Genomic DNA, 22467 nt, shown 5'->3' with positions numbered 1-22467 from the left:
GGCGGGATGAAGCTCGTGCGCTGGGGCGAGAGGGGGGCGGAGCGGCCGGGGCTGGTGGCGCCGGACGGCGGCTTGCGGGATCTGACGGGTCATGTGCCCGACATCGCGGGCGAGGTCCTGTCGGATGCGGGGCTGGAGCGGCTGCGGGCCATCGACCCTTCGACCCTGCCCCCGGTGCCCGAGGGGGCGCGGCTCGGTCCTTGCGTCGGCGGCATCGGCAAGTTCGTGTGCATCGGCCTCAACTATGCCGACCATGCCGCCGAATCGGGCCTGTCGGTCCCGCCCGAGCCGGTGATCTTCATGAAGGCGACCTCGGCCGTCTGCGGGCCGGACGATCCGATCATCATCCCGCGCGGGTCTGAGAAGACCGACTGGGAGGTGGAGCTGGCCGTGGTGATCGGGACGCGCGGCAAGTACATCCCCGAGGCCGAGGCCCTGGCCCATGTCGCAGGCTATGCCGTCTGCAACGATGTCTCCGAGCGCGCCTTCCAGGCCGAGCGGCAGGGCCAGTGGACCAAGGGCAAGAGCTGCGACAATTTCGGTCCCCTCGGGCCCTGGCTCGTCACGCGCGACGAGGTGCCGGACCCGCAGGACCTGGCCATGTGGTGCGAGGTGAACGGGCAGCGGATGCAGGACGGCTCGACCCGGACGATGGTCTACGGGGTGGCCTATCTGGTGAGCTATCTCAGCCAGTTCTTCACGCTCCATCCCGGCGATGTGATCTCGACCGGGACGCCGCCCGGCGTGGGGCTGGGGATGAAGCCGCCGCGGTTCCTCAGGCCCGGAGAGGTGGTCACGCTGGGGATCGAGGGGCTGGGCCGGCAGCGGCAGGTCTGCGTCGCGGACGGATAGGGCCATGCGGCTGATCGACACGCATCTGCACCTGATCGACCGCTCGGTGACGGGCCATGCCTGGACGCACCGGGTGCCCGCGCTGCAGCGGGACTTCCCGCTGGAGGAGGCGCTGGCGCTCTACGGGGGGCGCGTGGCGGGGGCGATCTTCATGGAGGTCGCCGCCACCGACTGGGTGGCCGAGTCGCGCTGGGTCGCCGGGCTGATCCGCGAGGGGCGGCTGCTCGGGCAGATCGCGAACTGCCGGCCCGAGACGGACGAGGGCTTCGCGGCCTGGCTGGAGGAGGGGCCGTCGCTGGGCGTCGTGGGCTACCGGCGCATCCTGCACGAGGACGTGGCCGAGGACGTGTCGCTGTCCGACACCTTCCGCGAGAATGTCCGCCGGATCGGGCGGGCCGGCTTTCCCTTCGACGTCAACGTGCTGGGGCGCACGCTGTGGCTCGCGCGCGATCTGGCGCGGGCCTGCCCGGACGTGCGCTTCGTGCTGGACCATTGCGGGACGCCCGACATTGCGGGGGGCGGCCGGGAGGAGTGGGAGCGGGGGCTGCGCGAGGTGGCGGCCTGTCCGAACGTCTGCGTCAAGATCTCGGGGATCTCGGCCTATGCGGGGCCCGAGGAGCGCACGGAGGCGGCGTTGCGGCCCTGGATCGAGACGGTGCTGGAGGCGTTCGGCGCCGACCGGGCAGTGTGGGGGTCGGACTGGCCTGTGGTCAACCTGGGCGCCGGGCTGCCCGGCTGGCTCGACATCACCGAGGCCGTGCTGGGGCGGCTGTCGCCGGACGAGGCGGCCGCGATCGGCTGGCGCAATGCCGAGCGCATCTACGGCGTGCGCCTGCCGGCGGAGTCCTAGCCGCCCCGCTGGCGCGGGGGCGGGCGCGTTGCGACGCGCGGCGGCCGGGGATCTCCGCCTCCGCGCCGTGGACGAGCACCTGCGCAGCCAAGCGGCCCGGTGGGATGCGGCGGAACCTCGGGCGCGTCCGTGGCGCCCCACCCCTGCAAAGAGCACGGGCGGCCGCCTGATCGTTGCAGGTCCCGCCCCGGTCGTCCGCGCCGCCCCCCGGTCCGCCGGGACGGAAGGATCGGGCGCGTGGGGGCACCCTGCCACGGAGAGGTTAACGAAGCGTTACACCACCGCGCGGTGGTGTTGCGCCGCGCTGCGGCGCGGGGGCGGCGGGGGGGCCGCCGCGGGAGCGTCAGGCGCCGCAGCGAGCAGGGGGGGCGCGTCCGGGAGGCCATGGGCAGGGCCGCGGGGCCCGCACCGGGGCTGCGCAGCCCCCGGCCGGAGGGGACGGGGCGCGTCAGGCGGCGCGGCCGAACAGGACCTCGTCGATCTCCTTGGCGGCGGACACCTCGTCGCGGCCCGCGACGGCGGCGATCTCGCGCGTCAGGCGTTCGCGCGCGGCCTCGTAGAGCTGGCGCTCGGAATAGGACTGTTCGCGCTGGTCGTCGGCGCGGTGGAGGTCGCGCACCACCTCGGCGATGGCGACGAGATCGCCCGAATTGATCTTCTGCTCGTATTCCTGGGCGCGACGGGACCACATGGCCTTCTTGATCTTGGCCTTGCCGCGCAGGGTCTTCATCGCCTGGGCGACGACGTCGGGGGTGGCGAGGGCGCGCAGGCCCGCCTCGGTCGCCTTGTTGGTGGGCACGCGCAGCGTCATCTTGTCCTTCTCGAACGAGATGACGAACAGTTCGAGCTTGAAGCCCGCAACCTCCTGCTCCTCGATGGAGACGATCCTGCCGACGCCATGGGCGGGATAGACGACGTAATCGTTGGGGCGGAAATCGCTCTTGCGGCTCTTGCTCATGGGGTTCCTTCCAGGGACGCGGCTGCGGGGCCGGGATCGGTGGAATGCCGACACGAAAGCGCCCGACGGATGCGCACAGCCTCCGTCAGGTGGGGATTCGGACCGGCGGGTTCAAGTCGGGCGAGGCGGCATTTGCGCACGATCCTACCACATCGGACCGGCCGAAGAAAGGGCGGCAAGGGGCCGCTGCGCCGTGGTCCGTCAGGTTCCGGGACCGGGATTTTCAGAGAACAGGGCCATCTTGCCCGGCTTGCCGTCCATCTCCTCGGCGCCGGGCAGGGGGTCCTTCTTGCGGGTGATGACGGGCCAGCGTTCGGCATACTTGCGGTTGAACTCGACCCATTTCTGCATGTCGGGCTCGGTGTCGGGGCGGATCGCGTCGGCGGGGCATTCGGGCTCGCAGACGCCGCAATCGATGCATTCGTCGGGATGGATGACGAGCATGTTCTCGCCCTCGTAGAAGCAGTCCACGGGGCAGACCTCGACACAGTCGGTGTACTTGCAGGCGATGCAGTTGTCGTTGACGATATAGGTCATGGCCGGTCCCGCTGAGGTCGCCCCGGACCTAAGCCGGTCGCCCGGATCATTCAAGCGGCCGGGGCTCGGAGCGGGGGGGCAGCTCCTCGTACAGGCTCTGCGCCTCGGGGGCGGGGCCGCGGCGCTCGCCGAGGGCGAGGACGCGAACGACGCGCACCTGTCCGGCAAGCGCGAAGGTCAGCACGTCGCCCGGTCCCACCGCGCGGGCAGGCTTGTCCACGGGCTGGCCGTTGACGCGCAGGCGGCCGGCCGCGACGAACTCGGTCGCGAGGCTGCGCGAGCGCAGGAAGCGCGCCTGCCAGAGCCACTTGTCCAGCCGGATGGTCGCGCGCGGACCGGGAGGGGACGGGGATGCCGCCGTCACTTGACCTTGAAGCCGGCGAGAGCCGCGGCGAAGGGGTTGTCGGGATCGACGCGGCCGCGCGCGGCCGGGACGGAGTCGCGCGCGGGACGCGGCTCGGGCTGGCGGGGGGGACGGGGGGTGCCCTGGCCCTGGCCGCTGCGCTCGGGCCGGGACGGGTGCCGGTCGCCTCGCTCGGCCGCGACCCGGTCGCGTCCGGCCCCGCCCCCCTGGCGGGGGGATCGGGCGGGCCGGCCCTCGCGCGGCCGGTCCTCGCGCGGGCGGGGGGCGGGCGCGGCGGCGCGGTCCCCGCTGCGGCGGGCGGGGCGTCCGCTCCAGGTGAAGGTGTAGAACACCTCCGTCTCGGCGGCCGGTCCGTCCGATCCGGGCGCGGCAGCCATGGTGGGCAGGTCGGACGGCCCCGGCGGCTCGGGCATCTCCGGGGCGGACGGCGGATCGGGCAGGTCGGCCGGCGCGTCGGGGGGCGTCTCCGAGGGGATGTCGCCGGGCAGCTCGGCCGGGGGGCGGTCCGGCGCCTCGCCCGGCGTCTCCGAGGGAAGTTCGGCGGGCGGCGTGTCGGGCCGGGCCGGCCCGTCCGGCGGCAGGTCGGGTTCGGGCAGATCGGGGCCCGGCGGCTCGACCGGGGGGGAATCCGGCGGGGCGTCGGGGGCGGGCGGCTCCTCGACCGGGGCGGGGGCGCCGGGGGCAGGCGGCTCGGCCGCGGCCGGGCCGGACGCGGACGGGTCGGGGGCGGGCGGCCGGGCGGCCCGCGCGGGCCTCTGGCGAGGCCGCTCGCCGCGCTCGGCCCGGTAGCCCAGGCCCTCCATCAGACGGGCGAAGGCGTCGAGCGACAGGCCGGTGATCGACAGCATCTCGGGCGCGGCCTCGAAGCCCTGGCGGCTGTCGCGGTCGCGCAGCAGGTCGGCGAGGCGTTCGAGCATGTCGATGCGGATCGCCCGCTCGCCCGCGGCGCGGAAGCCGGCCATGGGCCAGAAGCCCGGCGGATGCTCCCCGTCGGCCGGAACGGTGACATGGCCGGGCGGCGGCGCGGCGGGAAAGTCCTCGAGCCCCTTCCAGAGCGACCACAGGACCAGACGCAGGCGCGTCGGGGCGGGCTTGAGCAGGGCCGGCAGGAAGACGGTGAACTGCCCGATCCGCACGCCGTGACGGCGCAGGGCGGCGCGGGCCTCCGGGTCGAGCGCGCGCACCTCGGCCGCCACCTCGCCGCGCGGCAGGATGCCGAGATTCTCCCCCAGCCGGTAGGCGAAGCCGCGCGCGAGCGGGGGCAGCGCCTCGTCGCGGGAGAGCGCCAGAAGCGGCTCCATGGCGGCGGCGATGCGCCGGTCCATGAAGTGCTGAAGGCGGCGCTGCACCTTCTGGACCAGATCGGGCCCGGCCTCCTCGTCCACGAAGGGGACGATCTCGGGCCTGAGCGGTTCGGGCCCGCGCGCCAGCCGGCCCACGGCGTGCTCGCCCCACATCAGGCCGCCCTGTTCGGTGAAGTCGATCTCGGTGTCGGGGGCGTTGTAGAAGCGGTCGGCGCGCAGGTGGAACTGCGGCGCGAGCGCCTGGGCGGCGGCCTGGCGCAGCGTGCGCGCCTCCTCGGGGCTCGACGCGCGTTCGGCGCGGAAGCGGAACCCCTCGATGCGGCCGACGGGATGGCCCTCGACCGTCACCTCGCCCTTCTCGCTCACCTCGGCCACCAGGACCTCCTTCTGCCTCAGCCGGCGGGCGAGGGTGCTCGTCCGCTTGTCCACGAACCGCTCGGTCAGGGCGCGGTGGAGCGCGTCCGACAGGCGGTCTTCTACCGCGCGGGTTTCCTCGCGCCAATGGCCCTCGTCGGCAACCCAGCCCTTGCGCTGGGCGACGTAGGTCCAGGTGCGGATGAAGGCGAGCCGGCGCGAGAGCGCGTCGATGTCGCCGTCCGTCCGGTCGAGCCGGCGCACGGCCTCGGCCAGGAACGGCTCGGGCAGGCGGCCGCGCTGGTGGAGGTGGTTGAACACGGTGGCAAGCAGCGCCGCATGCTCCCCGCGCGAGATGCCGCGGAAGTCCGGGATGCGGCAGACGTCCCAGAGCAGGCGGACGGAGGGGCCGTCGCTGGCCCGCGCCGCGACCTCGGCATCGGCGGCGAGGGCGCGCAGCGCGGCGAGGTCGTCGGCCTCGCGCACGCGGCCGAGCCAAGGGTTGTCCGTGCGCTCCTCGAGCGAGGCGATCAGCCGGGAGACGGAGCCGAACTGAAGGCGGCTGTTGCGCCACTGGAGGCGGGTGACGGGGCGGAAGCTGTGGGTCTCGATCGCCTCGGCAAGGGCGGGATCGAGGTCGGGGGCCTCGCCGGTGGTGCCGAAGGTGCCGGGGGCCGTGTGCCGGCCCGCGCGGCCGGCGATCTGCGCAAGCTCGTCGGCCGTCAGCTCGCGCAGGCGGCGGCCGTCGAACTTGGTCGTGCCGGCAAAGGCCACATGGGCGATGTCGAGGTTGAGCCCCATGCCGATCGCATCCGTCGCCACGAGGAAGTCCACCTCGCCCGACTGGTAGAGGGCGACCTGGGCATTGCGGGTGCGCGGCGAGAGCGCCCCCATGACCACGGCCGCGCCCCCGCGCGTGCGGCGCAGGTATTCGGCGATGGCATAGACGCTCTCGACCGAGAAGGCGACGATGGCCGAACGCTCGGGCATGCGCGCGATCTTGCGCGGGCCCGTATGGGTGAGGGTCGAGAACCGCTCGCGCGACAGGAACGTGACGCCGGGGACGAGGGCGGCGATGGCGCCGCGCATGGTGGCCGAGCCGAGAAACAGCGTCTCGTGCAGGCCGCGGGCATGGAGCAGGCGGTCGGTGAAGACGTGCCCGCGCTCGGGGTCGGCGCAGAGCTGGATCTCGTCCACGGCGAGAAAGTCCGCGCCCATCCCCTGCGGCATCGCCTCGACGGTGCAGACCCAGTAGGCGGCGCGGTCGGGGACGATGCGCTCCTCGCCGGTGACGAGGGCGACGACCGAGGGGCCGCGCAGGCGCACGACGCGGTCATAGACCTCGCGCGCGAGAAGGCGCAGCGGCAGGCCGATGATGCCCGTGCGGTGGGCGAGCATCCGCTCGATGGCGTAGTGGGTCTTGCCGGTGTTGGTCGGGCCCAGCACGGCGGCGACGCGGGGGGTCATGGCGGGCGCCCCTCCGGGCGGACAGGGTCAGATGGCGCGCCCTTCGAGCGAGAGGGCGAGACGGTCGGCCGAGGAGCGGGCGATGGCGTCCTGCGGGTTGATCTCGGTCACGCGGCGCCAGACTTCAAGGGCGGCCTCGGGGCGGCCGATCTCCTCGAGCAGGAGCGCGAAGCCCTTCATCGCCTCCCAATGGTGGGGGTTGAGGACCAGCGCCTCGCGCAGGTCGTCGAGGGCGGGGCCGGGCTGGTTGAGCAGGTAGAAGCCCGCGGCGCGGGCCACATAGGCCTCGGCGAAGGTGGGGTCGTGGTCGATGGCGGCGGTCAGGTGCTCGACCGCGGCGGCGGCCTCGCCCGCCTTCAGCGCGTCCTGTCCGCGCCGCAGGAGCAGGTCGAGCGCGGGCGAGCCCGAGCGCGACCAGAGCGCGGCCAGTTCCGATTCGATGCGGCGCGCGGCGTCGGGGTCGGGGGCCGCGGCGAGGCGGGCCAGAAGCTCGGCCTCGCGGTCGGGTGCGGCGGCGCCGGCCGGGGCGGCAGGCAGGCCGGGCGGAGGCTCGGGCTCCTGCGCGTGGAGAAGGGCGGGCGGGAGGGCCGCCAGCAGCGATGCCGTGACGGCACATTTGAACGGACGGAGGCACGGACCCATAGTCGCCATGGTAGACTCTCCGCCCGACGATGCCAGAGGGCGGGCTTCACATGATGGAAAGGACCGGGGCATGAGCGCGGTGATCGACAAGGCTGTGGAGGAACTCAACGGCCGCCTGGCGGGCAAGGGGTTCGACGGAACGGCGCTGTTCGTCTTTTCGGGCGAAGGGTCCGTGGTCGTGGACGGGGCGGGGGCGCGCGCGGGCGAGGCGCCGGCGGACGTGACCCTGACCGCCTCGCCCGAGACCTTCGGCGACATCCTGTCGGGCGAGACCTCGGCCACGGCGGCCTTCATGACGGGCAAGCTGTCGGTGGACGGCGACATGGGCGCGGCGATGCGGCTCGCCTCGCTTCTGGGCTGACGGACCGTGGGGGGGCTGGCGGCGCCGGACGCGTCCCCGGCCGCCCCGTTCCGCGCGGACCTGGCCGAGGGGCCTCCCGGCGCCTGTCCGGCGCTGATCGCCGCCGACGACGGCGTGCGGCTGCGTGCCGTGCACTGGAGCCCGCCCGCGCCGCGCGGGACGGTGCTGCTGTTCTCGGGCCGGACGGAGTATTGCGAGAAGTACGGCCGGGTCGCCGCCGATCTGTGGCGCGCGGGCTGGGCCGTGCTGACGATCGACTGGCGGGGGCAGGGATTGTCGGCGCGGCTGCGGCCCGGCCGGGCGCTGGGCCATGTGGGGCGCTTTGCGGACTACCAGCGGGACGTGGCGGCGCTGACGGGCCATGCGCGGCGTCTCGGCCTGCCGGAGCCGTGGGTGCTGCTCGCCCATTCGATGGGGGGCGCGATCGGGCTGCGCGCGCTGATGGAGGGGCTGCCGGTGCGGGCCGCGGCCTTTTCCGCGCCGATGTGGGGCATCCGGATGCGGGGCGCGGTGCGGCCCTTCGCCTGGAGCCTGAGCGCGACCGCGCGCCGCGTGGGCCTGGGGCACGTCCTGGCACCCGGTCAGGCGGCGGCGAGCTATGTCCTCGTCGCGCCGTTCGAGGGCAACGCCCTGACGGGCGACCGCGACCACTGGGACTACATGCGCCGGCAGGTGGAGGCGGAGCCCGACCTGGCGCTGGGCGGGCCGTCGCTCCACTGGCTCAACGAGGCGCTGCTGGAGATGCGCGCGCTTGCGCGGTGTCCCTCGCCCGCGGTGCCGGCGCTGGGGCTGGTCGGGTCGGAGGAAGCCGTGGTCGAGCCCCGGCGCATCCGCGCGCGCTTTGCCCGCTGGGAGGGCGGGCGGCTGATCGAGATGGAGGGGGCGCGCCACGAGATCCTGATGGAGCGCCCGGCGATCCGCGAACCCGCCCTGGCGGCCATCCTGGGGCTGTTCGCCTCCGTGCGCTGACGGGCGCCGACGGCGCGCGAACGCCGTCGCGCCGGACCCGCCCGCGGCTGTAAGAAGACGGCGACCCAACCGAGGAGACCCTCATGGCCCGCCGTCGCGTCCTGTCCTTCGTCTCGTCGCTGGCGGCGCTGGCCGCCGCGCTGCCCGTGCTGGCGCAGGAGGCGCCCGTGCGGGAGGTGGTGCTCTTCGAGGCGGGTCTCGCCGAGATCGTGCGGGAGGGGGAGGGCGGGCGCGTCGTCCTCTCCGTGCCGCTGCGGGACGTGGACGACGTGCTCAAGTCGCTCCTCCTGCGGGGCGAGGGGATTACGGGCGCGCGGATGAGCCTGGATGGCGAATCGCCGGTGGAGGACGCCTTTGCCGCGCTGCCCTTCCCACCCGAGGCGGCGACCGATCTCGGCGCGCTGGTCCGCGCGGTGCCGGGGCTGCGGGTGCGCGTGACCGAGCCCGGCCATGCGGGCGGGCGCGAGGGCACGCTGATGGGGGCGGCCGAGGAATGCTCGGAGGCGCGCGGCTGCCAGACGGTGCTCACGGTGCTGGGCGACGGGGGCGGCGTCCGGCGCCACATCCTGCGCGAGGGGACGGAGCTCGTGATCCTGGACGAGGCGGTGCGGGAGGCGCTGGCGCGGGGCCTGGGCGCGCTGCGGGCGGCGGCCGGGGGGCAGCTGCGCGAGGTGGCGGTGGCGGTGGAGGGGGAGGGGCCCTTCGCGCTGTCCTACGTGATCGCGGCGCCGGCCTGGAAGACGGCCTATCGGGCGGTGCTGCGCGGCGAGGGCGCGGTGGACCTGCAGGCCTGGGCCGTGGTGGAGAACGCCACGGGCGAGGACTGGGAGGACGTGGCGCTGACGCTGAGTTCGGGCAGCCCGCGGACGATCGACGCGGAGCTGCACCGCCGCGACTGGCGCGGGCGCGAGCCGATGGAATGGGCCGCCCCAGCCATGGCGGCGGCGGCCGCGCCGATGGCCGCGCGCGGTGCGGACGCGATGGAGGCCGCGCCCATGCCCGCGCCGGTCGCGGCGGCGGCCGAGGCGGCGGAGGGGGTGATCGACTCGCGCTTTGCCCTCGGGGTGCCGGTGGACCTGCCCGCCGGGGCGATGCTGTCGCTGCCCTTTCTCTCCGAGCCGCTCGGGGCGCGCCACCTGGCGCTGTGGCGGGGCGAGGCGCGGACGCGCACCGGCAACCCCGAGCGCGTGCTGGAGGTGCGCAACACCCTCTCCGTCCGGCTGCCCGCGGGGGTGATGACCGTCTCGGACGAGGCGGGCGGCTATGTGGGGGACGCGGCCTTCCCGCTGCTGGCGCCCGGCGAGGAGCGGGCGGTGGCCTATGGAACCGACCGGCAGCTGCGCGTGGAGGAGACCGCCTCGGAGACGGTGCGGCAGGTCTCGGTCCGCGCGGCGGCGGGGGTCCTGCGCATCGGTCAGGAACGGGTGCGCGAGGTGGCCTATCGCATCCTCGCCCCCGCGGGCGGGGATGGCGAGGTGATCGTCGAGCATCCCCTGGCGCAGGGCTGGGAGGCGGAGGTGCTCGACGGGCCCGGCGGTGCGGTCCGGCAGGACGAGGGCGGCCTGCGCTGGCTGCGCGTGGCGGTGCCCGTGGCGGAGGGCGAGGGCGTGCTGCGCGTGCGCGACCGCTATCCCTTCGAGCAGACGGTCGAGATCGCGACCCTGGGCGAGGAGGCCCTGCTCGGCTGGCAGGGCCGGGCGGCCGACGAGGAGACGCGCCGCTACCTGGAGGAGGCCGCGGCGCTCGCCCGCGCGCTGCGGGAGGCGGAAACGGGGCTCGCCCGGGCGCAGGCCGAGCGGGACGACAGCCTCGCCCGGCACGAGCGCGCCCGTGCGATGCTGGCCGTCGTGCCGGAGGGGTCGGAGCTGCAGGCCCGTTTCCTGGAGGACCTTCTGGCGGCGGAGCAGGCGGTCACGGAGGCCGAGGCGGCGGTCCGGGCCGGACGCGAGCGCGTCGAGGCCGCGCGGGAGGCGCTCGAGGCGCATCTGTCGGGCTGAGCGCGGCCCTCAGCAGTTCGGCACGTTGACAGCGAGCCCGCCGAGCGAGGTTTCCTTGTACTTGCTGTGCATGTCCTCGCCGGTCTGGCGCATCGTCTCGATGGCCGCGTCGAGGGGGACGAGGTGGGTGCCGTCGCCCCGGAGCGCGAGCGAGGCGGCCGAGACCGCCTTGATCGCGCCGAGGCCGTTCCTCTCGATGCAGGGGACCTGGACGAGGCCCCGGACCGGGTCGCAGGTCATGCCGAGATGGTGCTCGAGCGCGATCTCGGCGGCGTTCTCCACCTGCATGGGCGTGCCACCCATCGCGGCGCAGAGCCCGGCGGCGGCCATGGCGGAGGCCGAGCCCACCTCGGCCTGGCAGCCGCATTCGGCGCCCGAGATGGAGGCGTTCCACTTGACGAGCCCGCCGATGGCGGCGGCGGTGAGCAGGAAGTCCCCGACGCGGGCGCGGCTCGCGCCGGGGACGTGGTCGAGCCAGTAGCGGATGACGGCCGGAACGACGCCCGCCGCGCCGTTGGTGGGCGCGGTGACGACCTGCCCGCCGGCGGCGTTCTCCTCGTTGACGGCCATGGCATAGGCCGACATCCAGTCGTTGATCGTGTGGGGCGGGGTGAGGTTGAGCCCGCGCTCGGCCATGAGCGCGCGGTAAATCCCGGCGGCGCGGCGGCGCACCTTGAGGCCGCCGGGCAGCACCCCCTCGGTCGAGAGGCCGCGGTCGATGCAGGCCTCCATCACCTCCCAGATGCGGGCGAGGCCGCGGTCGAGCGAGGCGGGATCGGTGCGGGTCAGCTCGTTGGCGCGCTTCATGGCGGCGATCGAGAGGCCCGAGTCGCGCGCCATGCGCAGCATCGCCTCGGCGGTGTCGAAGGGAAAGGGCACGGGGGGGCCCTCCTCGGCCTTGCGGCCCCGGGCGAGTTCGTCAGCGGTCAGCACGAAGCCGCCGCCGATGGAATAGTAGGTCTCCTCCACAAGAACGTCGCCCTGCGCGTCGGTGGCCCGCAGGATCAGGCCGTTGGCATGGCCGGGCAGCGGGGGGCCGTAGTCGAAGCGCAGGTCGGCCTCGGGGTCGAAGCGGAGCGGCGGCAGGCCGGGGGGTTCGACGAGCCGTTCGGCGCGGATGCGGGCGAGCGCGGCCTCGGCGCGGTCGGCGTCGTAGCTCTCGGGCAGGAAGCCCGCGAAGCCGAGGATCACCGCGCGGTCGGTGGCATGGCCCGCGCCGGTGAAGGCGAGCGAGCCGTGGAGCGAGGCGCGCAGCCCCGCGGGGCGGAAGGGCTGGGCGCGCAGGTGGTCGAGAAAGCGCGCGGCGGCGACCATGGGCCCCATCGTGTGCGAGGACGAGGGGCCGATCCCGACCTTGAACATGTCGAACACGGAGAGGAACATCAGGTGGCACTCCCTTCGGGAGGGTCGGGGAGGGCGGGGGCGGAGAAGGGCCGCGGCCCGAGGCCCTCGGCCCGCGCGGCGGCGGCCGTCTCGGGGCGGTCGTCCATCCGGCGCGCGACATCGAGAAGGCGGGGCCAGCGGGCGAGGTCGAACCAGCCGCGCGCGTCCACCGGGTAGAGCGCGAGCCATCGCAGCATCGGGCAGAGATAGCAGTCGAGGACGGAAGGCCCCTCCGGCGCGCCGAGCCAGGCGGTCAGGTCGGGCGCGCGGTCCTCGAGCGTGTGGAGCATCGCGCCCACCCTCTCGCGCGTGCGCAGGACGAGGCGGGCGGTGTCGCCCGCGACGTGACGATCGGGATAGAACAGGATGCGGAGCGCCGGATGCAGGCTGTTGGAGAGCCAGAACAGCCAGGACAGCACGAGGCCGCGGTCCGCCTCGCCGGGGGCCGGGGCGAGGCCCGCGCCGTGACGGTCGGCGATCCAGAGCAGGATGGCGCCGGTCTCGAACAGAGGGCCCTGGGGCGTTTCGAGCGCGGGGATGAGGCCGTGGGGGTTGATCGCGCGGAAGGCCGGGCTGTCCTGCCCGCGGGCTCGACGGTCCACGAGGACGGTGGCGAAGGGCACGCCCGCGCGCAGCAGCGCGAGGCGCACGCAGAGCGAAGCGTTGTCGGGCGCGTAGTGGAGGCGGAGGGGCGGCGGCATGGCGCGACGATGACCGCGAGGGCGGCAGGCGCGCGCGGAAAAGCGACGCTTGGGGGAGGAAACGGCCGGGGACTCGCCCCCGCCGGGACGCTGGCCTATAGCTTCGCCGTCCCGACCGGAGTGCCCGCCCATGTCCCCGACGCTTTCGCCCCTCGACCGCGCGAAGTTCGCTGCCGCCCGACGCGCGGCCGCCCTGGTGGAGGACGGCATGAAGCTCGGGCTGGGGACGGGCTCGACCGCGGCGTGGCTGGTGCGCTGCCTGGGCGAGCGCGTGCGGCAGGAGGGGCTGCGCCTGCGGGGCGTGCCGACCTCGGCGCGCACGGCGGAGCTGGCGCGGCGCGAGGGAATCCCGCTGGCCTCGCTCGAGGAGGTCCGGTGGCTGGACCTGACCATCGACGGGGCGGACGAGGTGGACGGGTCGCTCAACCTCATCAAGGGCGGCGGCGGCGCGCTCCTGCAGGAGAAGATCGTCGCCACCGCCTCGGACCGGATGGTGGTGATCGCCGATGCCGCCAAGCGGGTGGTCGCGCTGGGGGCCTTCCCGCTGCCGGTGGAGGTGATCCCCTTCGGCTGGCCGGCCACCCGTGCGCTCATCGAGGAGGTGCTGGTGGGCATGGACGTGCTGGGGCGCACGACCAGCCTGCGGATGAACGGCGACATGCCCTTTGTCACCGACGAGGGACATCACATCATCGACTGCCACCTCAACCGGATCGGCAATCCGCGCCAGCTCAGCCTGGTGCTCAACCAGATTCCCGGAGTGGTGGAGAACGGGCTCTTTCTCGACATCTGCGACATGCTGGTGATCGGCCATGGCGACGGACGGGTGGAGGTGCAGGAGGCGGGGGGCGAGCTGCGCGACGACGGGCGCATCGCCTTCGACGAGACCGACAACATCTTCACCGATGTGGCGGAGTGAGCGCCATGGCCTTTGACGTCGATCTGTTCGTGATCGGAGGCGGCTCGGGGGGTGTGCGCGCGGCGCGCATGGCCGCGGCCCGGGGCGCGCGCGTCGCGCTGGCCGAGCAGAGCCGGCTGGGCGGCACCTGCGTCATCCGGGGCTGCGTGCCCAAGAAGATCATGGTCTTTGCCTCCCAGTTCCGCGAGACGCTGGACCTGGCGCCGGGCTATGGCTGGACGCTTGGGGACGGCGCCTTCTCGTGGGAGACGTTCCGCGCGCGGCTCGATGCCGAGCTCGACCGGCTGGAGGGGGTCTACCGGCGCCTCCTCGAGGGGTCCGGGGTGACGATCCACCCCACCCGCGCCGTGCTGGAGGACCCCCATACCGTCCGGCTCGAGGACGGCGGCCGCGTCAGCGCGGCGCATGTCCTGGTGGCGACGGGGGGGCATCCGGTCCGGCCCGACATTCCGGGCGCGGCGCTGGGCCTCGTCTCGGACGACATGTTCACGCTCGACCGGCTGCCGCGATCGCTGCTCATCGTCGGCGGGGGCTACATCGCCTGCGAGATGGCGGGCATCTTTGCCGGTCTGGGCGTGCAGGTGACGCAGTTCTATCGCGGCGCGCAGATCCTGCGCGGCTTCGACGACGAGGCGCGCGGCCTGGTGGCCGAGGCGCTGCAGGAGCGCGGCGTGTCGCTCCATGTGGGCACGGACCTGCTGTGCCTGGGCGGACCGGACGCCGTGTTCGACCTGCCCGCGGGCGAGCGGCCGCCGGAGCCGGAGGGGCCCTCGGACGGTCCCGTGAAGGTCAAGCCCACGCATGGCGCTGAGCAGGTCTTCGACGCCGTGCTGTTCGCCACCGGCCGCGCGCCCAGCACGAAAGGGCTCGGTCTCGAGGAGATCGGGGTCCGGCTGGGGCGACGGGGCCATGTGGAGGTCGATCGCTATTCCCAGACGGCGGTGCCCTCGGTCTATGCCATCGGTGACGCGACCGACCGGCCGGCCCTGACGCCGGTGGCCATCCGCGACGCCATGGCCTTTGCCGAGACGGTGTTCGGCGGCAAGCCCACGCCGGTGGACCACGAGGCGCTCGCCTCGGCGGTGTTCACGCAGCCCGAACTGGGCACGGTGGGCCTGACGGAGGAGGAGGCGCGCGAGCGCGAGCCGGTGGAGATCTATGCCACCTCGTTCCGCCCGCTGCGCACCGCCTTTGCCGAGCGGCCCGACAGGGTGCTGATGAAGCTGGTCGTCAGCCGCGAGACGCGCCGCGTCCTGGGCGTGCACATCGTCGCACCCGACGCGGGCGAGATGATCCAGCTCGCGGCGATCGCGGTGCGGATGGGAGCCACCAAGGAGGATTTCGACCGGACGATCGCGGTCCATCCGACGATGGCGGAGGAGATGGTCACCCTGCGCGAGCCGGTGCGGCGCGCCTGAGGCGTCGGCATGACGCTGCCCCCTGCGCGAAAGGGGGCTGACGCGGCCGTGCGCGGCCCGCCCGCCCCGCGCGCAGGGCCGTGAAGCGGGGCGATCCGGGGTTGCCTTTTGCCCCGGGGATGACCAGCTAGGAGCAGGCAAGGAGGGGGAACGCATGGCCAATGGCGGACCTTGGGGCGGCGGTGGCGGCCGCGGGCCTTTCGGCGGGGGCGGAGGCGGAGGCGATGACGACCGCTTTCCGGAGGACCGGCGCCCGCCGCGCAGGCCGGGGGAACCGCCCGCGATCCCCGAAATCGACAAGCTGGTGAACCGCGGCCGCGAGCAGCTTCGCGTGCTGATGGGCGGCCGCGGAACCGGGGGTCCCGGCACCCCGCCGCCCCAGCAGGGCGGTCCGCTCGTGACGCGCGGGACGGTCCTTCTGGGCGTGCTCGGCCTCGTGGTGCTCTGGGCCTTCATGTCGTTCTACACGGTCCGTCCCGAGGAGCGCTCGGTCGAGCTGTTCCTGGGACAGGCCTACAATGTCGGCGAACCGGGGCTGAACTTCGCCCCCTGGCCGCTCGTCACCTACACCGTCATCAACGTCACGTCCGAACGCACGGAGGCGCTGGGGGCCAATGCCGCGCCCACGACCGCCGCGGCACGGGCCGAGGAATCGGGCCTGATGCTGACCACGGACGCCAACATCGTGGACATCGGCTTTCAGGTGGTCTGGAACGTCGCCGATCCCGAGCAGCTGCTGTTCAACATCCGCGACCCGGAACTGACCGTGCGCGCCGTGTCCGAGTCGGTCATGCGCGAGATCATGGCGGCGTCCAACCTCGCCCCCATCCTCAACCGCGACCGGGGCATCATCGCCGACACGGCGCGCGAGCGCATCCAGGCCACGCTGGACGCCTACCGGTCGGGCATCCGCATCCTGCGGGTCAACCTGGACCGCGCGGACCCGCCGGCCGAGGTGATCGACGCCTTCCGCGCCGTTCAGGCCGCCGAGCAGGAGCGCGACCGCCTCCAGCGGCAGGCCGACGCCTACGCCAACCGCGTGCTCGCCGAAAGCCGCGGTCAGGCCGCGCAGATCATCGAGGAGGCCGAGGCCTACCGCGCGCGCACGATCAACGACGCGCTGGGGCAGGCGAGCCGGTTCTCGGCCGTCCTGGCCGAATACCGCAATGCCCAGGAGGTCACGCGCGAGCGTCTCTACATCGAGACCATGGAGCGCGTGCTGGGCGACGTGGGCAAGATCATCCTCGATCCGGCGGTGGCCGGCGGCGGCAACGGGAACGGTGGAACCGGCGTCGTCCCCTTCCTGCCGCTGAACGACATGGTCCGCATGCCCTCGGGCGGAACGGCCGGGCAGGCGGGCGCCGCCGCCCAGCCCCAGCCCGCACCGCCCGCCGCGGCGCCGGGCCTCCAGCCCCAGCAGGGCACCGGCGCCTCGGCCGCTGCCGCCACGCCCGCCTCGACCGGAGGGAACTGAGATGCGCCGATCCCTCACCGCCCTCGTGGCCCTCGCCGTGGTGGCCTTCGTGATCCTGATGTCCTCCATCTTCGTGGTGGACGAGCGGCAGAAGGCCCTGGTCCTCCAGTTCGGCCAGATCCGGCAGGTCCGCGAGGATCCCGGCCTCTACTTCAAGCTGCCCCTCATCCAGGAGGTGGTCTATTACGACGGCCGCATCCTGGGGCTCGACACGGAGACGATCGAGGTCACGCCCGCCGACGACCGGCGCCTGATCGTGGACGCCTTCGCGCGCTACCGCATCGCGGACGTGGTGCGGTTCCGCCAGGCCGTCGGCGTGGGCGGCGTCGCCATCGCGCAGGACCGCCTGAGCGCCATCCTGAACGCCCAGATCCGCGAGGTCCTGGGGGCCGACCAGGTCACCTCGGACGTCATCCTGTCCGAGCAGCGCGCCGAGCTGAGCCGCCGCATCCGCGACGGTGCCCAGCGCGAGGCGGCGAACCTCGGCATCGCCATCGTGGACGTGCGCCTCAAGCAGACCAACCTGCCGGCGCAGAACCTGGAGGCGACGTTCGCCCGGATGCGGGCGGAGCGCGAGCGCGAGGCCGCCGACGAGATCGCGCGCGGCAACGAGGCCGCACAGCGGGTGCGCGCGCTGGCCGACCGGACGGTGATCGAGACCGTCTCGGAGGCCGAGCGCGAGGCCAACATCACCCGAGGCGAGGCCGATGCCGAGGCCAACCGCATCTTCGCCGAGGCCTATGGAGCCGATCCCGCCTTCTTCCAGTTCTACCGGTCCCTTCAGGCCTACGAGCAGGCGCTGCGCGGCACCAACTCCACCATGGTGATGACGCCCGACAACGCCTTCTTCGAATATCTCTACGGCGGTGCGACGGGCTTTGCCGCCGCGGCGCCGGGGGCGATCGCGCCGGCCGCGCCGCCGGCGGGTCCGGCGGCTGAGCCCGCCCTCGAACCCGCACCGGCCGCCGCGCCCGCTGCGGGTCCGGCTGCGGGGGACAACGTGGTGACCGACGCCTTCGAGCCTGCCCCCGCCGAGGTCGCGCCCTCCGCGCCTGCGGACGAACAGGCCGGCGTGGCGGCGGAACCGGCGGCGGTGGCGGTGGCGCCCTGACGGTCGGGCGCCGCGGTCGTGGCCTGGGCGCTTCTGGCGATCGGCCTCGTTCTCCTGGTCGAGGGCCTGCTCTGGGCCCTCGCTCCGCGTCTGGTGGAGGAGATGCTGGCCGCGCTGCGGACCCTCCCGCCCGAGACGCGGCGTCTCGTGGGCCTCGGGGCCGCCGCGCTGGGGCTGGCGCTGGTCTGGGCGGCCTGGGGGCTCGGTGCTCTCACGCTGTCTTGACGCTGCGCGACTGGGCTTTGCGTTGCGAGTGCGGGCCGTTCTGCCGATCTTCGCCCGCGACGGGAACGATCCGTTCCCGCGATCCCCGTGGCGGTCAGACCGCCGATGAAGGAGCTGTCCGTGAACCTTGATTCTCTCCGTTCCCGCCCTGCCGGCCGTGCCGCGGGCCTGCTGCTCGGCACCGCGCTGGCCGTGGGTCTGGCCCTGCCGCTCGTGGCGCAGGATGCCGAGCTGGGCGCGCCCTCCGAGACGGCCGTGACCCCGGCCGAACCCCTCGCGGTGCCGGACGCGACCCGTCCGCCGAGCTTTGCCGAGCTGGCCCGCCAGGTCAGCCCGGCCGTGGTGAACATCACGACGACCACGCTGGTGGCCGGCCGCACCGGTCCCATGCCCCGCCTGCCGGAAGGTTTCGAGGAGTTCTTCCGCGACTTCGGCCTGCCCGAGGGGGACGGCGCCCCCAACCGCACGCCGCGGCGGTCCTCGGCGCTCGGGTCGGGCTTTGTCATCTCGCCCGACGGCTACATCGTGACCAACAACCACGTCATCGAGGGCGCCGACGAGATCCAGATCGAGTTCTACTCGGGCGAGCGGATGGATGCGGAGATCGTGGGCACCGACCCCAACACCGACATCGCGCTCCTCAAGGTCGAGGGCACCGACCTGCCGCATGTGGAGTTCGGCGACAGCAACGGGCCGGGTGCCGAGGTCGGCGACTGGGTGATCGCGATGGGCAACCCGCTGGGACAGGGCTTCTCCGTGTCGGCCGGGATCATCTCGGCGCGCGGGCGGGCGCTGGCGGGCACCTATGACGACTACATCCAGACCGACGCGGCCATCAACCGCGGCAATTCGGGCGGGCCGCTGTTCAACATGAACGGCGAGGTGATCGGCGTGAACACCGCCATCCTGTCGCCCACCGGCGGCTCCATCGGCATCGGCTTCGCCATGTCCTCGGCCGTGGTCGAGAACGTGGTGGCGCAGCTCAAGGAGTTCGGCGAGACGCGGCGCGGCTGGCTGGGCGTGCGCATCCAGGACGTCACGCCCGACATGGTCGATGCCATCGAGGGACTCGTCTCGGCCGATGGCGCGCTGGTCACCGACGTTCCCGAAGGGCCGGCGGCCGAGGCGGGGATCGAGTCCGGCGACGTCATCCTGACCTTCGAGGGCGAGGCGGTGTCCGACACCCGCGAGCTGGTCCGCCTGGTCGCCTCCGCGCCCGTCGGCGGGACCGTCACGCTCGAGGTGCTGCGGGGCGGGGAGATCCTGCCCATCGAGGTGACGCTGGGCCGCCGCGAGGAGGCCGAGGCCGCATCGCTGCCCGCCTCGATGCAGAACCCCGAGGAGGCCGGCAGCGCCGACCTTCTGGGCATGTCGCTCTCGGAGCTGACGCCCGAGCTGATGGCGGAACACGGCCTGCCGGACGACGCCCAGGGCCTGCTCGTCACCGCGGTCGATCCGATCTCGGATGCGGCCGACAAGGGGCTCCAGCCCGGCGACCTCATCACCGAGGCGGGGCAGCAGCCGGTCGCCTCCATCGCCGAGTTCGAGGCGGCGGTCGAGGCCGCGCGCGAGGCGGGGCGTCGGTCGCTCCTCGTGCTGATCCGCCGGGCCGGCGAGCCGCGCTTCGTCGCGCTGAGCCTGACGGAGTAGCCCATCGCGCGGGGCGCCTTCGGGCGCCCCGCGGCGGCACGGGCGCTCAGAGCCGCTCGATCTCCTCGCGCGAGAGGGCGACAAGGCCGAGCCGCCGGGCCGAGTCGAGCGACAGGAGCGGACTGTCCGGCCCGTCCCGCCGCTGGAAGTCCTGCACCGCGCGTCGGAGCGCCGCGCTCATCCTTCCGTCCACCTCGCCGCGGTAGTAGCCGCGCGCAGCCAGCGCACGCTGGAGCGATTCGACGAACTCGGTCGTGTAGCTGGGCGGGCACAGCGTCTCGAAGGCGACTTCCCGGCGCTCCCGCGCGATCTGCTGGCGGATGACGCTGCGATAGGTGGCGGGGGCGATCACCGTCCCGTCGGGCCCGAACACGGGCGGACTGGCCTGTTCCTGGACGGTGACGGTCTCGATGACGGCGGGGGCAACGTCCCGTCCCCAGCACCGGCCCTCCGGATCGGGCCGGATCTCGGCCTCCGCGAAGGCCGGGACGGGCGGCCCCCCGGCCGGCGTGGTGGCGCAGCCGGCGGTCGCGCAGAGCAGCGAAAGGACGACCGCGCCCCTCATGTGCCGGACGCTAGCGGGAGGGACAGCCCGCCCGCAACGGGCGGCGCGGACGGACGGGCGCCGCTGTCGCCTCTGTCCCACACCCCGTCGCCGCGGCTCTGGAACCCTTCGGATCGGCGGGCTAGAGAGAGCGCCGAGGCGCAGCACGGAAGGCAGAGGCATGGCCCGCATCACCTATGTCGAGCATGGCGGCCGCGAACATGTTGTGGACGTGCCCAACGGGCTGACCGTCATGGAAGGCGCCCGGGACAACGGCATCCCCGGCATCGAGGCCGATTGCGGGGGCGCCTGTGCCTGTTCGACCTGCCATGTCTATGTGGACCCCGAATGGGTGGACCGGCTGCCGCCCAAGGAGGCGATGGAGCAGGACATGCTGGACTTCGCCTGGGAGCCCGACCCGGTGCGGTCGCGCCTGACCTGCCAGATCCGCGTGACGGATGCGCTCGACGGGCTGCGGGTCCAGATGCCCGAGCGGCAGATCTGAAGGCGCGCCCCTAGACCCGCGCGGCCAGTACGAGAAGAACGGCGATCTCGGCGCCCTGCTGGGCGGCGCCGCAGGCGTCCCCGGTCTGTCCCCCAAGGCGCACGCGCACGCGCCAGGTCCAGATCAGGGCCCACAGCCCGGCCGCGAGCATCGCCGCCGCCGCCGCCGGACCGGCCGCCAGAAGGCCGAGCCCCAGGGCGAGCGCCCCTCCGAGCACGAGCGTCGGCGTCCCCGGCCGGCCGATCCCGCGCGCAAGGCCCCCGTCGCGGGCGGGCGGCAGCGCCCAGAGCAGCAGGGCCATGGGCCAGCGGCTGATCGCGCCGGCGGCGACCAGGGCCCCCCAGCCCGCGCCCCCGGCCAGAAGCGACGCGACGAGGCTCCAGCGCAGCAGCAGGGTCAGGCCGAGCGCCACGGCGCCGAAGCTGCCGATCCGGCTGTCGGCCATGATGGAGAGGGCGTGGGTCCGGTCGCGGCCGCCGCCCAGCCCGTCGGCGCAATCGGCCAGGCCGTCCTCGTGCAGGGCGCCGGTGAGCAGTGCCCCGACCCCCAGCGCCAGCGCCGCCGCCGCCCCCGGCGGCAGGCCCAACGCCAGCGCCGCCCAGCCCGACGCGCCCGCCAGACCGCCGACGATCGCGCCGGCGAGCGGCCATGCCCAGGCGGCGGCGGCCCCCCGCGGGGCACGGTGCCAGCGTCCGACCGGCAGCCGCGTGAGCAGCGCCAGCGCCTCGACCGGATCGCCGGGCCGAGGGGGCCAGTCCTGACGGGCGGGCGGGTCGGGATGTCTCATCCGGAATGGTCCGTCTTCTGCGGGCCGGTTATGCCCGGCCCGACTCGACGCCAGCAAGGGACGATCATGCCCCCGTTCTCGACGCTTCAGGACTTCCGCGCCCTCCTGCAGGGCGCACCCGCCCCCGACCCGCGCGCGCGGGAGGCGGCCCTGGCCCGCAACGCCCAGCTTACCAAGCCGCCCGGCGCGCTCGGGCGGCTCGAGGCGCTGGCGATCTGGCTGGCAGGGTGGCAGGGCACGGACCGGCCCGCGATCCGCTCGCCGCAGGTGGCGCTGTTTGCCGGCAATCACGGCGTCGTGGCGCAGGGCGTGTCCGCCTTTCCGGCGGCCGTGACGGCGCTGATGGTGGAGAACTTCGCGCGCGGCGGCGCGGCCATCAACCGGATCGCGGACACGGTGGGGGCGGAACTGACGGTGGTGGCGCTGGACCTCGACCGCCCCACGGCCGACTTCACCACCGGGCCCGCCATGACCGAGACCGAGTGCGTCGCGGCCCTGCGCACGGGCTGGGAGGCGCTGCGGCCCGGCACCGACATTCTCGTGACCGGCGAGATGGGCATCGGCAACACCACCTCGGCGGCCGCGCTCTGCGCCGCGCTGCTCGACGGCCGCGCGGAGGAGTGGGTGGGCCGGGGCTCGGGCGTGGACAAGGAAGGCCTCGCGCGGAAGGCCCGCGCCGTGCAGGCGGGCCTCGACGCCAACCCCTCGGCGCGCGGCGACGCGCTGGAGGCGCTGCGCTGCCTCGGCGGCCGCGAGGTGGCAGCCATGGCCGGGGCAATGGCAGCGGCGCGGCTGCGAGGCGTGCCGGTGGTCCTCGACGGGTTCATCTGCTCGGCCGCAGCCCTGGTCCTGGCCCGGTCCGCGCCGGGCGCCCTCGATCACGCGGTGGCCGGGCATCGCAGCGCCGAGGCGGCCCATGGCCGGCTTCTGGCGGCGCTGGGCCTAGAGCCGATCCTGTCGCTGGAGATGCGGCTGGGCGAGGGGACGGGCGGGGCGCTTGCCCTCGGGGTCCTGCGCGCTGCCTGCGCCTGTCAGAGCGGCATGGCGACCTTTGCCGAGGCGGGAATCGGCCCCTGAGCGCCGCCCCCTGGCGCG

22 protein-coding genes are annotated in these 22467 nt (G+C 74.1%); 13 read left to right on the top strand and 9 right to left on the bottom strand.

The window, feature by feature from the left end:
• The first annotated feature begins 6 nt into the window (after positions 1–6).
• On the top strand, positions 7–852 hold the full coding sequence (locus tag GT358_RS01555) for a fumarylacetoacetate hydrolase family protein (RefSeq protein ID WP_166580803.1): 846 nt from the start codon (positions 7–9) through the stop codon (positions 850–852).
• Positions 853–856: 4 nt separating this feature from the next.
• Positions 857–1702 (top strand): amidohydrolase, encoded by an 846-nt coding sequence (locus GT358_RS01550; protein WP_166580802.1) that lies wholly within the window; start codon positions 857–859, stop codon positions 1700–1702.
• Between the two features lie 448 nt (positions 1703–2150).
• Here GT358_RS01550 and GT358_RS01545 read toward each other — a convergent pair whose 3' ends face one another.
• The 5 genes from GT358_RS01545 to GT358_RS01525 form a co-directional block, all read right to left on the bottom strand.
• Positions 2151–2660: a CarD family transcriptional regulator gene (locus GT358_RS01545; RefSeq protein WP_166580801.1), complete on the bottom strand. Its 510-nt coding sequence runs from the start codon at positions 2658–2660 to the stop codon at positions 2151–2153.
• Positions 2661–2861: 201 nt separating this feature from the next.
• Positions 2862–3197: a ferredoxin FdxA gene (gene fdxA / locus GT358_RS01540; RefSeq protein ID WP_166580800.1), complete on the bottom strand. Its 336-nt coding sequence runs from the start codon at positions 3195–3197 to the stop codon at positions 2862–2864.
• A 46-nt stretch (positions 3198–3243) separates the two neighbouring features.
• Positions 3244–3561 (bottom strand): RNA-binding S4 domain-containing protein, encoded by a 318-nt coding sequence (locus GT358_RS01535; RefSeq protein ID WP_166580799.1) that lies wholly within the window; start codon positions 3559–3561, stop codon positions 3244–3246.
• Positions 3558–6686, bottom strand: coding sequence for a helicase-related protein (locus tag GT358_RS01530; RefSeq protein ID WP_166580798.1), 3129 nt, complete (start codon positions 6684–6686; stop codon positions 3558–3560). Before GT358_RS01530 ends, GT358_RS01535 begins: the two co-directional genes overlap by 4 nt.
• 27 nt (positions 6687–6713) lie before the next feature.
• The gene (locus GT358_RS01525) at positions 6714–7337 is read right to left on the bottom strand and encodes a hypothetical protein (RefSeq protein WP_243730640.1); all 624 of its coding nucleotides are present in this window, start codon (positions 7335–7337) and stop codon (positions 6714–6716) included.
• Between the two features lie 61 nt (positions 7338–7398).
• On the opposite strand from GT358_RS01525, the gene GT358_RS01520 reads away from it, so the two are divergent.
• The 3 genes from GT358_RS01520 (at position 7399) to GT358_RS01510 (ending at position 10655) form a co-directional block, all read left to right on the top strand.
• On the top strand, positions 7399–7689 hold the full coding sequence (locus tag GT358_RS01520) for an SCP2 sterol-binding domain-containing protein (protein WP_166580797.1): 291 nt from the start codon (positions 7399–7401) through the stop codon (positions 7687–7689).
• 6 nt (positions 7690–7695) lie between these two features.
• Positions 7696–8658, top strand: coding sequence for an alpha/beta fold hydrolase (locus GT358_RS01515; protein ID WP_371416189.1), 963 nt, complete (start codon positions 7696–7698; stop codon positions 8656–8658).
• An 83-nt stretch (positions 8659–8741) separates the two neighbouring features.
• Positions 8742–10655: a DUF4139 domain-containing protein gene (locus tag GT358_RS01510; RefSeq protein ID WP_166580796.1), complete on the top strand. Its 1914-nt coding sequence runs from the start codon at positions 8742–8744 to the stop codon at positions 10653–10655.
• Positions 10656–10664: 9 nt separating this feature from the next.
• Here GT358_RS01510 and GT358_RS01505 read toward each other — a convergent pair whose 3' ends face one another.
• A complete protein-coding gene (locus tag GT358_RS01505; protein ID WP_166580795.1) occupies positions 10665–12038 on the bottom strand; it encodes an L-serine ammonia-lyase in 1374 nt (457 codons plus the stop codon).
• A complete protein-coding gene (locus tag GT358_RS01500) occupies positions 12038–12739 on the bottom strand; it encodes a glutathione S-transferase family protein (protein ID WP_166580794.1) in 702 nt (233 codons plus the stop codon). The genes GT358_RS01505 and GT358_RS01500 overlap by 1 nt, the downstream gene beginning before the upstream one ends.
• A 130-nt stretch (positions 12740–12869) precedes the next feature.
• Here GT358_RS01500 and rpiA point away from each other — a divergent pair, with 130 nt between their 5' ends.
• The 6 genes from rpiA (at position 12870) to GT358_RS01470 (ending at position 19536) form a co-directional block, all read left to right on the top strand.
• The gene (gene rpiA / locus GT358_RS01495) at positions 12870–13658 is read left to right on the top strand and encodes a ribose-5-phosphate isomerase RpiA (protein WP_166580793.1); all 789 of its coding nucleotides are present in this window, start codon (positions 12870–12872) and stop codon (positions 13656–13658) included.
• Between the two features lie 5 nt (positions 13659–13663).
• Entirely contained in the window at positions 13664–15076 is a 1413-nt protein-coding gene (locus tag GT358_RS01490) for an FAD-dependent oxidoreductase (protein ID WP_166580792.1), read from the top strand.
• Positions 15077–15230: 154 nt separating this feature from the next.
• Positions 15231–16550, top strand: a complete 1320-nt coding sequence (gene hflK, locus GT358_RS01485) for an FtsH protease activity modulator HflK (RefSeq protein ID WP_166580791.1) — start codon at positions 15231–15233, stop codon at positions 16548–16550.
• Position 16551: 1 nt separating this feature from the next.
• A complete protein-coding gene (gene hflC, locus GT358_RS01480) occupies positions 16552–17661 on the top strand; it encodes a protease modulator HflC (RefSeq protein WP_166580790.1) in 1110 nt (369 codons plus the stop codon).
• Between the two features lie 18 nt (positions 17662–17679).
• Positions 17680–17886, top strand: coding sequence for a DUF2065 family protein (locus GT358_RS01475; protein ID WP_166580789.1), 207 nt, complete (start codon positions 17680–17682; stop codon positions 17884–17886).
• Positions 17887–17991: 105 nt separating this feature from the next.
• Positions 17992–19536: a Do family serine endopeptidase gene (locus GT358_RS01470; RefSeq protein ID WP_166580788.1), complete on the top strand. Its 1545-nt coding sequence runs from the start codon at positions 17992–17994 to the stop codon at positions 19534–19536.
• A gap of 46 nt (positions 19537–19582) precedes the next feature.
• On the opposite strand, the gene GT358_RS01465 is transcribed toward GT358_RS01470, so the two are convergent.
• Positions 19583–20101 carry a peptidoglycan-binding domain-containing protein gene (locus tag GT358_RS01465; protein WP_166580787.1) on the bottom strand — a complete coding sequence of 173 codons (519 nt, stop codon included), beginning with the start codon at positions 20099–20101 and terminating at the stop codon, positions 19583–19585.
• 160 nt (positions 20102–20261) lie between these two features.
• Between GT358_RS01465 and GT358_RS01460 the strand changes: the two genes are divergently transcribed.
• Positions 20262–20585, top strand: coding sequence for a 2Fe-2S iron-sulfur cluster-binding protein (locus tag GT358_RS01460; RefSeq protein WP_166580786.1), 324 nt, complete (start codon positions 20262–20264; stop codon positions 20583–20585).
• A 10-nt stretch (positions 20586–20595) separates the two neighbouring features.
• Here GT358_RS01460 and GT358_RS01455 read toward each other — a convergent pair whose 3' ends face one another.
• Positions 20596–21372 carry an adenosylcobinamide-GDP ribazoletransferase gene (locus GT358_RS01455; protein WP_166580785.1) on the bottom strand — a complete coding sequence of 259 codons (777 nt, stop codon included), beginning with the start codon at positions 21370–21372 and terminating at the stop codon, positions 20596–20598.
• Between the two features lie 63 nt (positions 21373–21435).
• Between GT358_RS01455 and cobT the strand changes: the two genes are divergently transcribed.
• A complete protein-coding gene (gene cobT, locus GT358_RS01450) occupies positions 21436–22449 on the top strand; it encodes a nicotinate-nucleotide--dimethylbenzimidazole phosphoribosyltransferase (RefSeq protein ID WP_166581063.1) in 1014 nt (337 codons plus the stop codon).
• Positions 22450–22467: the final 18 nt, after the last annotated feature.

Source organism: Rubellimicrobium sp. CFH 75288 (genome assembly GCF_009904055.1).
In the GTDB taxonomy this organism is placed as follows: Bacteria; Pseudomonadota; Alphaproteobacteria; order Rhodobacterales; family Rhodobacteraceae; genus Rubellimicrobium.
The sequence above is the reverse complement of the archived record's forward strand: the minus strand, read 5'-3'. Positions and strand labels throughout refer to the sequence as shown.

Bases quoted from the DNA above. Each gene is read 5' to 3' on its own strand.
- GT358_RS01555 (WP_166580803.1), top strand. From the start codon at position 7: ATGAAGCTCGTGCGCTGGGGCGAGAGGGGGGCGGAGCGGCCGGGGCTG.
- GT358_RS01550 (WP_166580802.1), top strand. From the start codon at position 857: ATGCGGCTGATCGACACGCATCTGCACCTGATCGACCGCTCGGTGACG.
- GT358_RS01545 (WP_166580801.1), bottom strand. From the start codon at position 2,660: ATGAGCAAGAGCCGCAAGAGCGATTTCCGCCCCAACGATTACGTCGTC.
- fdxA (WP_166580800.1), bottom strand. From the start codon at position 3,197: ATGACCTATATCGTCAACGACAACTGCATCGCCTGCAAGTACACCGAC.
- GT358_RS01530 (WP_166580798.1), bottom strand. From the start codon at position 6,686: ATGACCCCCCGCGTCGCCGCCGTGCTGGGCCCGACCAACACCGGCAAG.
- GT358_RS01525 (WP_243730640.1), bottom strand. From the start codon at position 7,337: ATGGCGACTATGGGTCCGTGCCTCCGTCCGTTCAAATGTGCCGTCACG.
- GT358_RS01520 (WP_166580797.1), top strand. From the start codon at position 7,399: ATGAGCGCGGTGATCGACAAGGCTGTGGAGGAACTCAACGGCCGCCTG.
- GT358_RS01510 (WP_166580796.1), top strand. From the start codon at position 8,742: ATGGCCCGCCGTCGCGTCCTGTCCTTCGTCTCGTCGCTGGCGGCGCTG.
- GT358_RS01505 (WP_166580795.1), bottom strand. From the start codon at position 12,038: ATGTTCCTCTCCGTGTTCGACATGTTCAAGGTCGGGATCGGCCCCTCG.
- GT358_RS01500 (WP_166580794.1), bottom strand. From the start codon at position 12,739: ATGCCGCCGCCCCTCCGCCTCCACTACGCGCCCGACAACGCTTCGCTC.
- rpiA (WP_166580793.1), top strand. From the start codon at position 12,870: ATGTCCCCGACGCTTTCGCCCCTCGACCGCGCGAAGTTCGCTGCCGCC.
- GT358_RS01490 (WP_166580792.1), top strand. From the start codon at position 13,664: ATGGCCTTTGACGTCGATCTGTTCGTGATCGGAGGCGGCTCGGGGGGT.
- hflK (WP_166580791.1), top strand. From the start codon at position 15,231: ATGGCCAATGGCGGACCTTGGGGCGGCGGTGGCGGCCGCGGGCCTTTC.
- hflC (WP_166580790.1), top strand. From the start codon at position 16,552: ATGCGCCGATCCCTCACCGCCCTCGTGGCCCTCGCCGTGGTGGCCTTC.
- GT358_RS01470 (WP_166580788.1), top strand. From the start codon at position 17,992: ATGAAGGAGCTGTCCGTGAACCTTGATTCTCTCCGTTCCCGCCCTGCC.
- GT358_RS01465 (WP_166580787.1), bottom strand. From the start codon at position 20,101: ATGAGGGGCGCGGTCGTCCTTTCGCTGCTCTGCGCGACCGCCGGCTGC.
- GT358_RS01460 (WP_166580786.1), top strand. From the start codon at position 20,262: ATGGCCCGCATCACCTATGTCGAGCATGGCGGCCGCGAACATGTTGTG.
- GT358_RS01455 (WP_166580785.1), bottom strand. From the start codon at position 21,372: ATGAGACATCCCGACCCGCCCGCCCGTCAGGACTGGCCCCCTCGGCCC.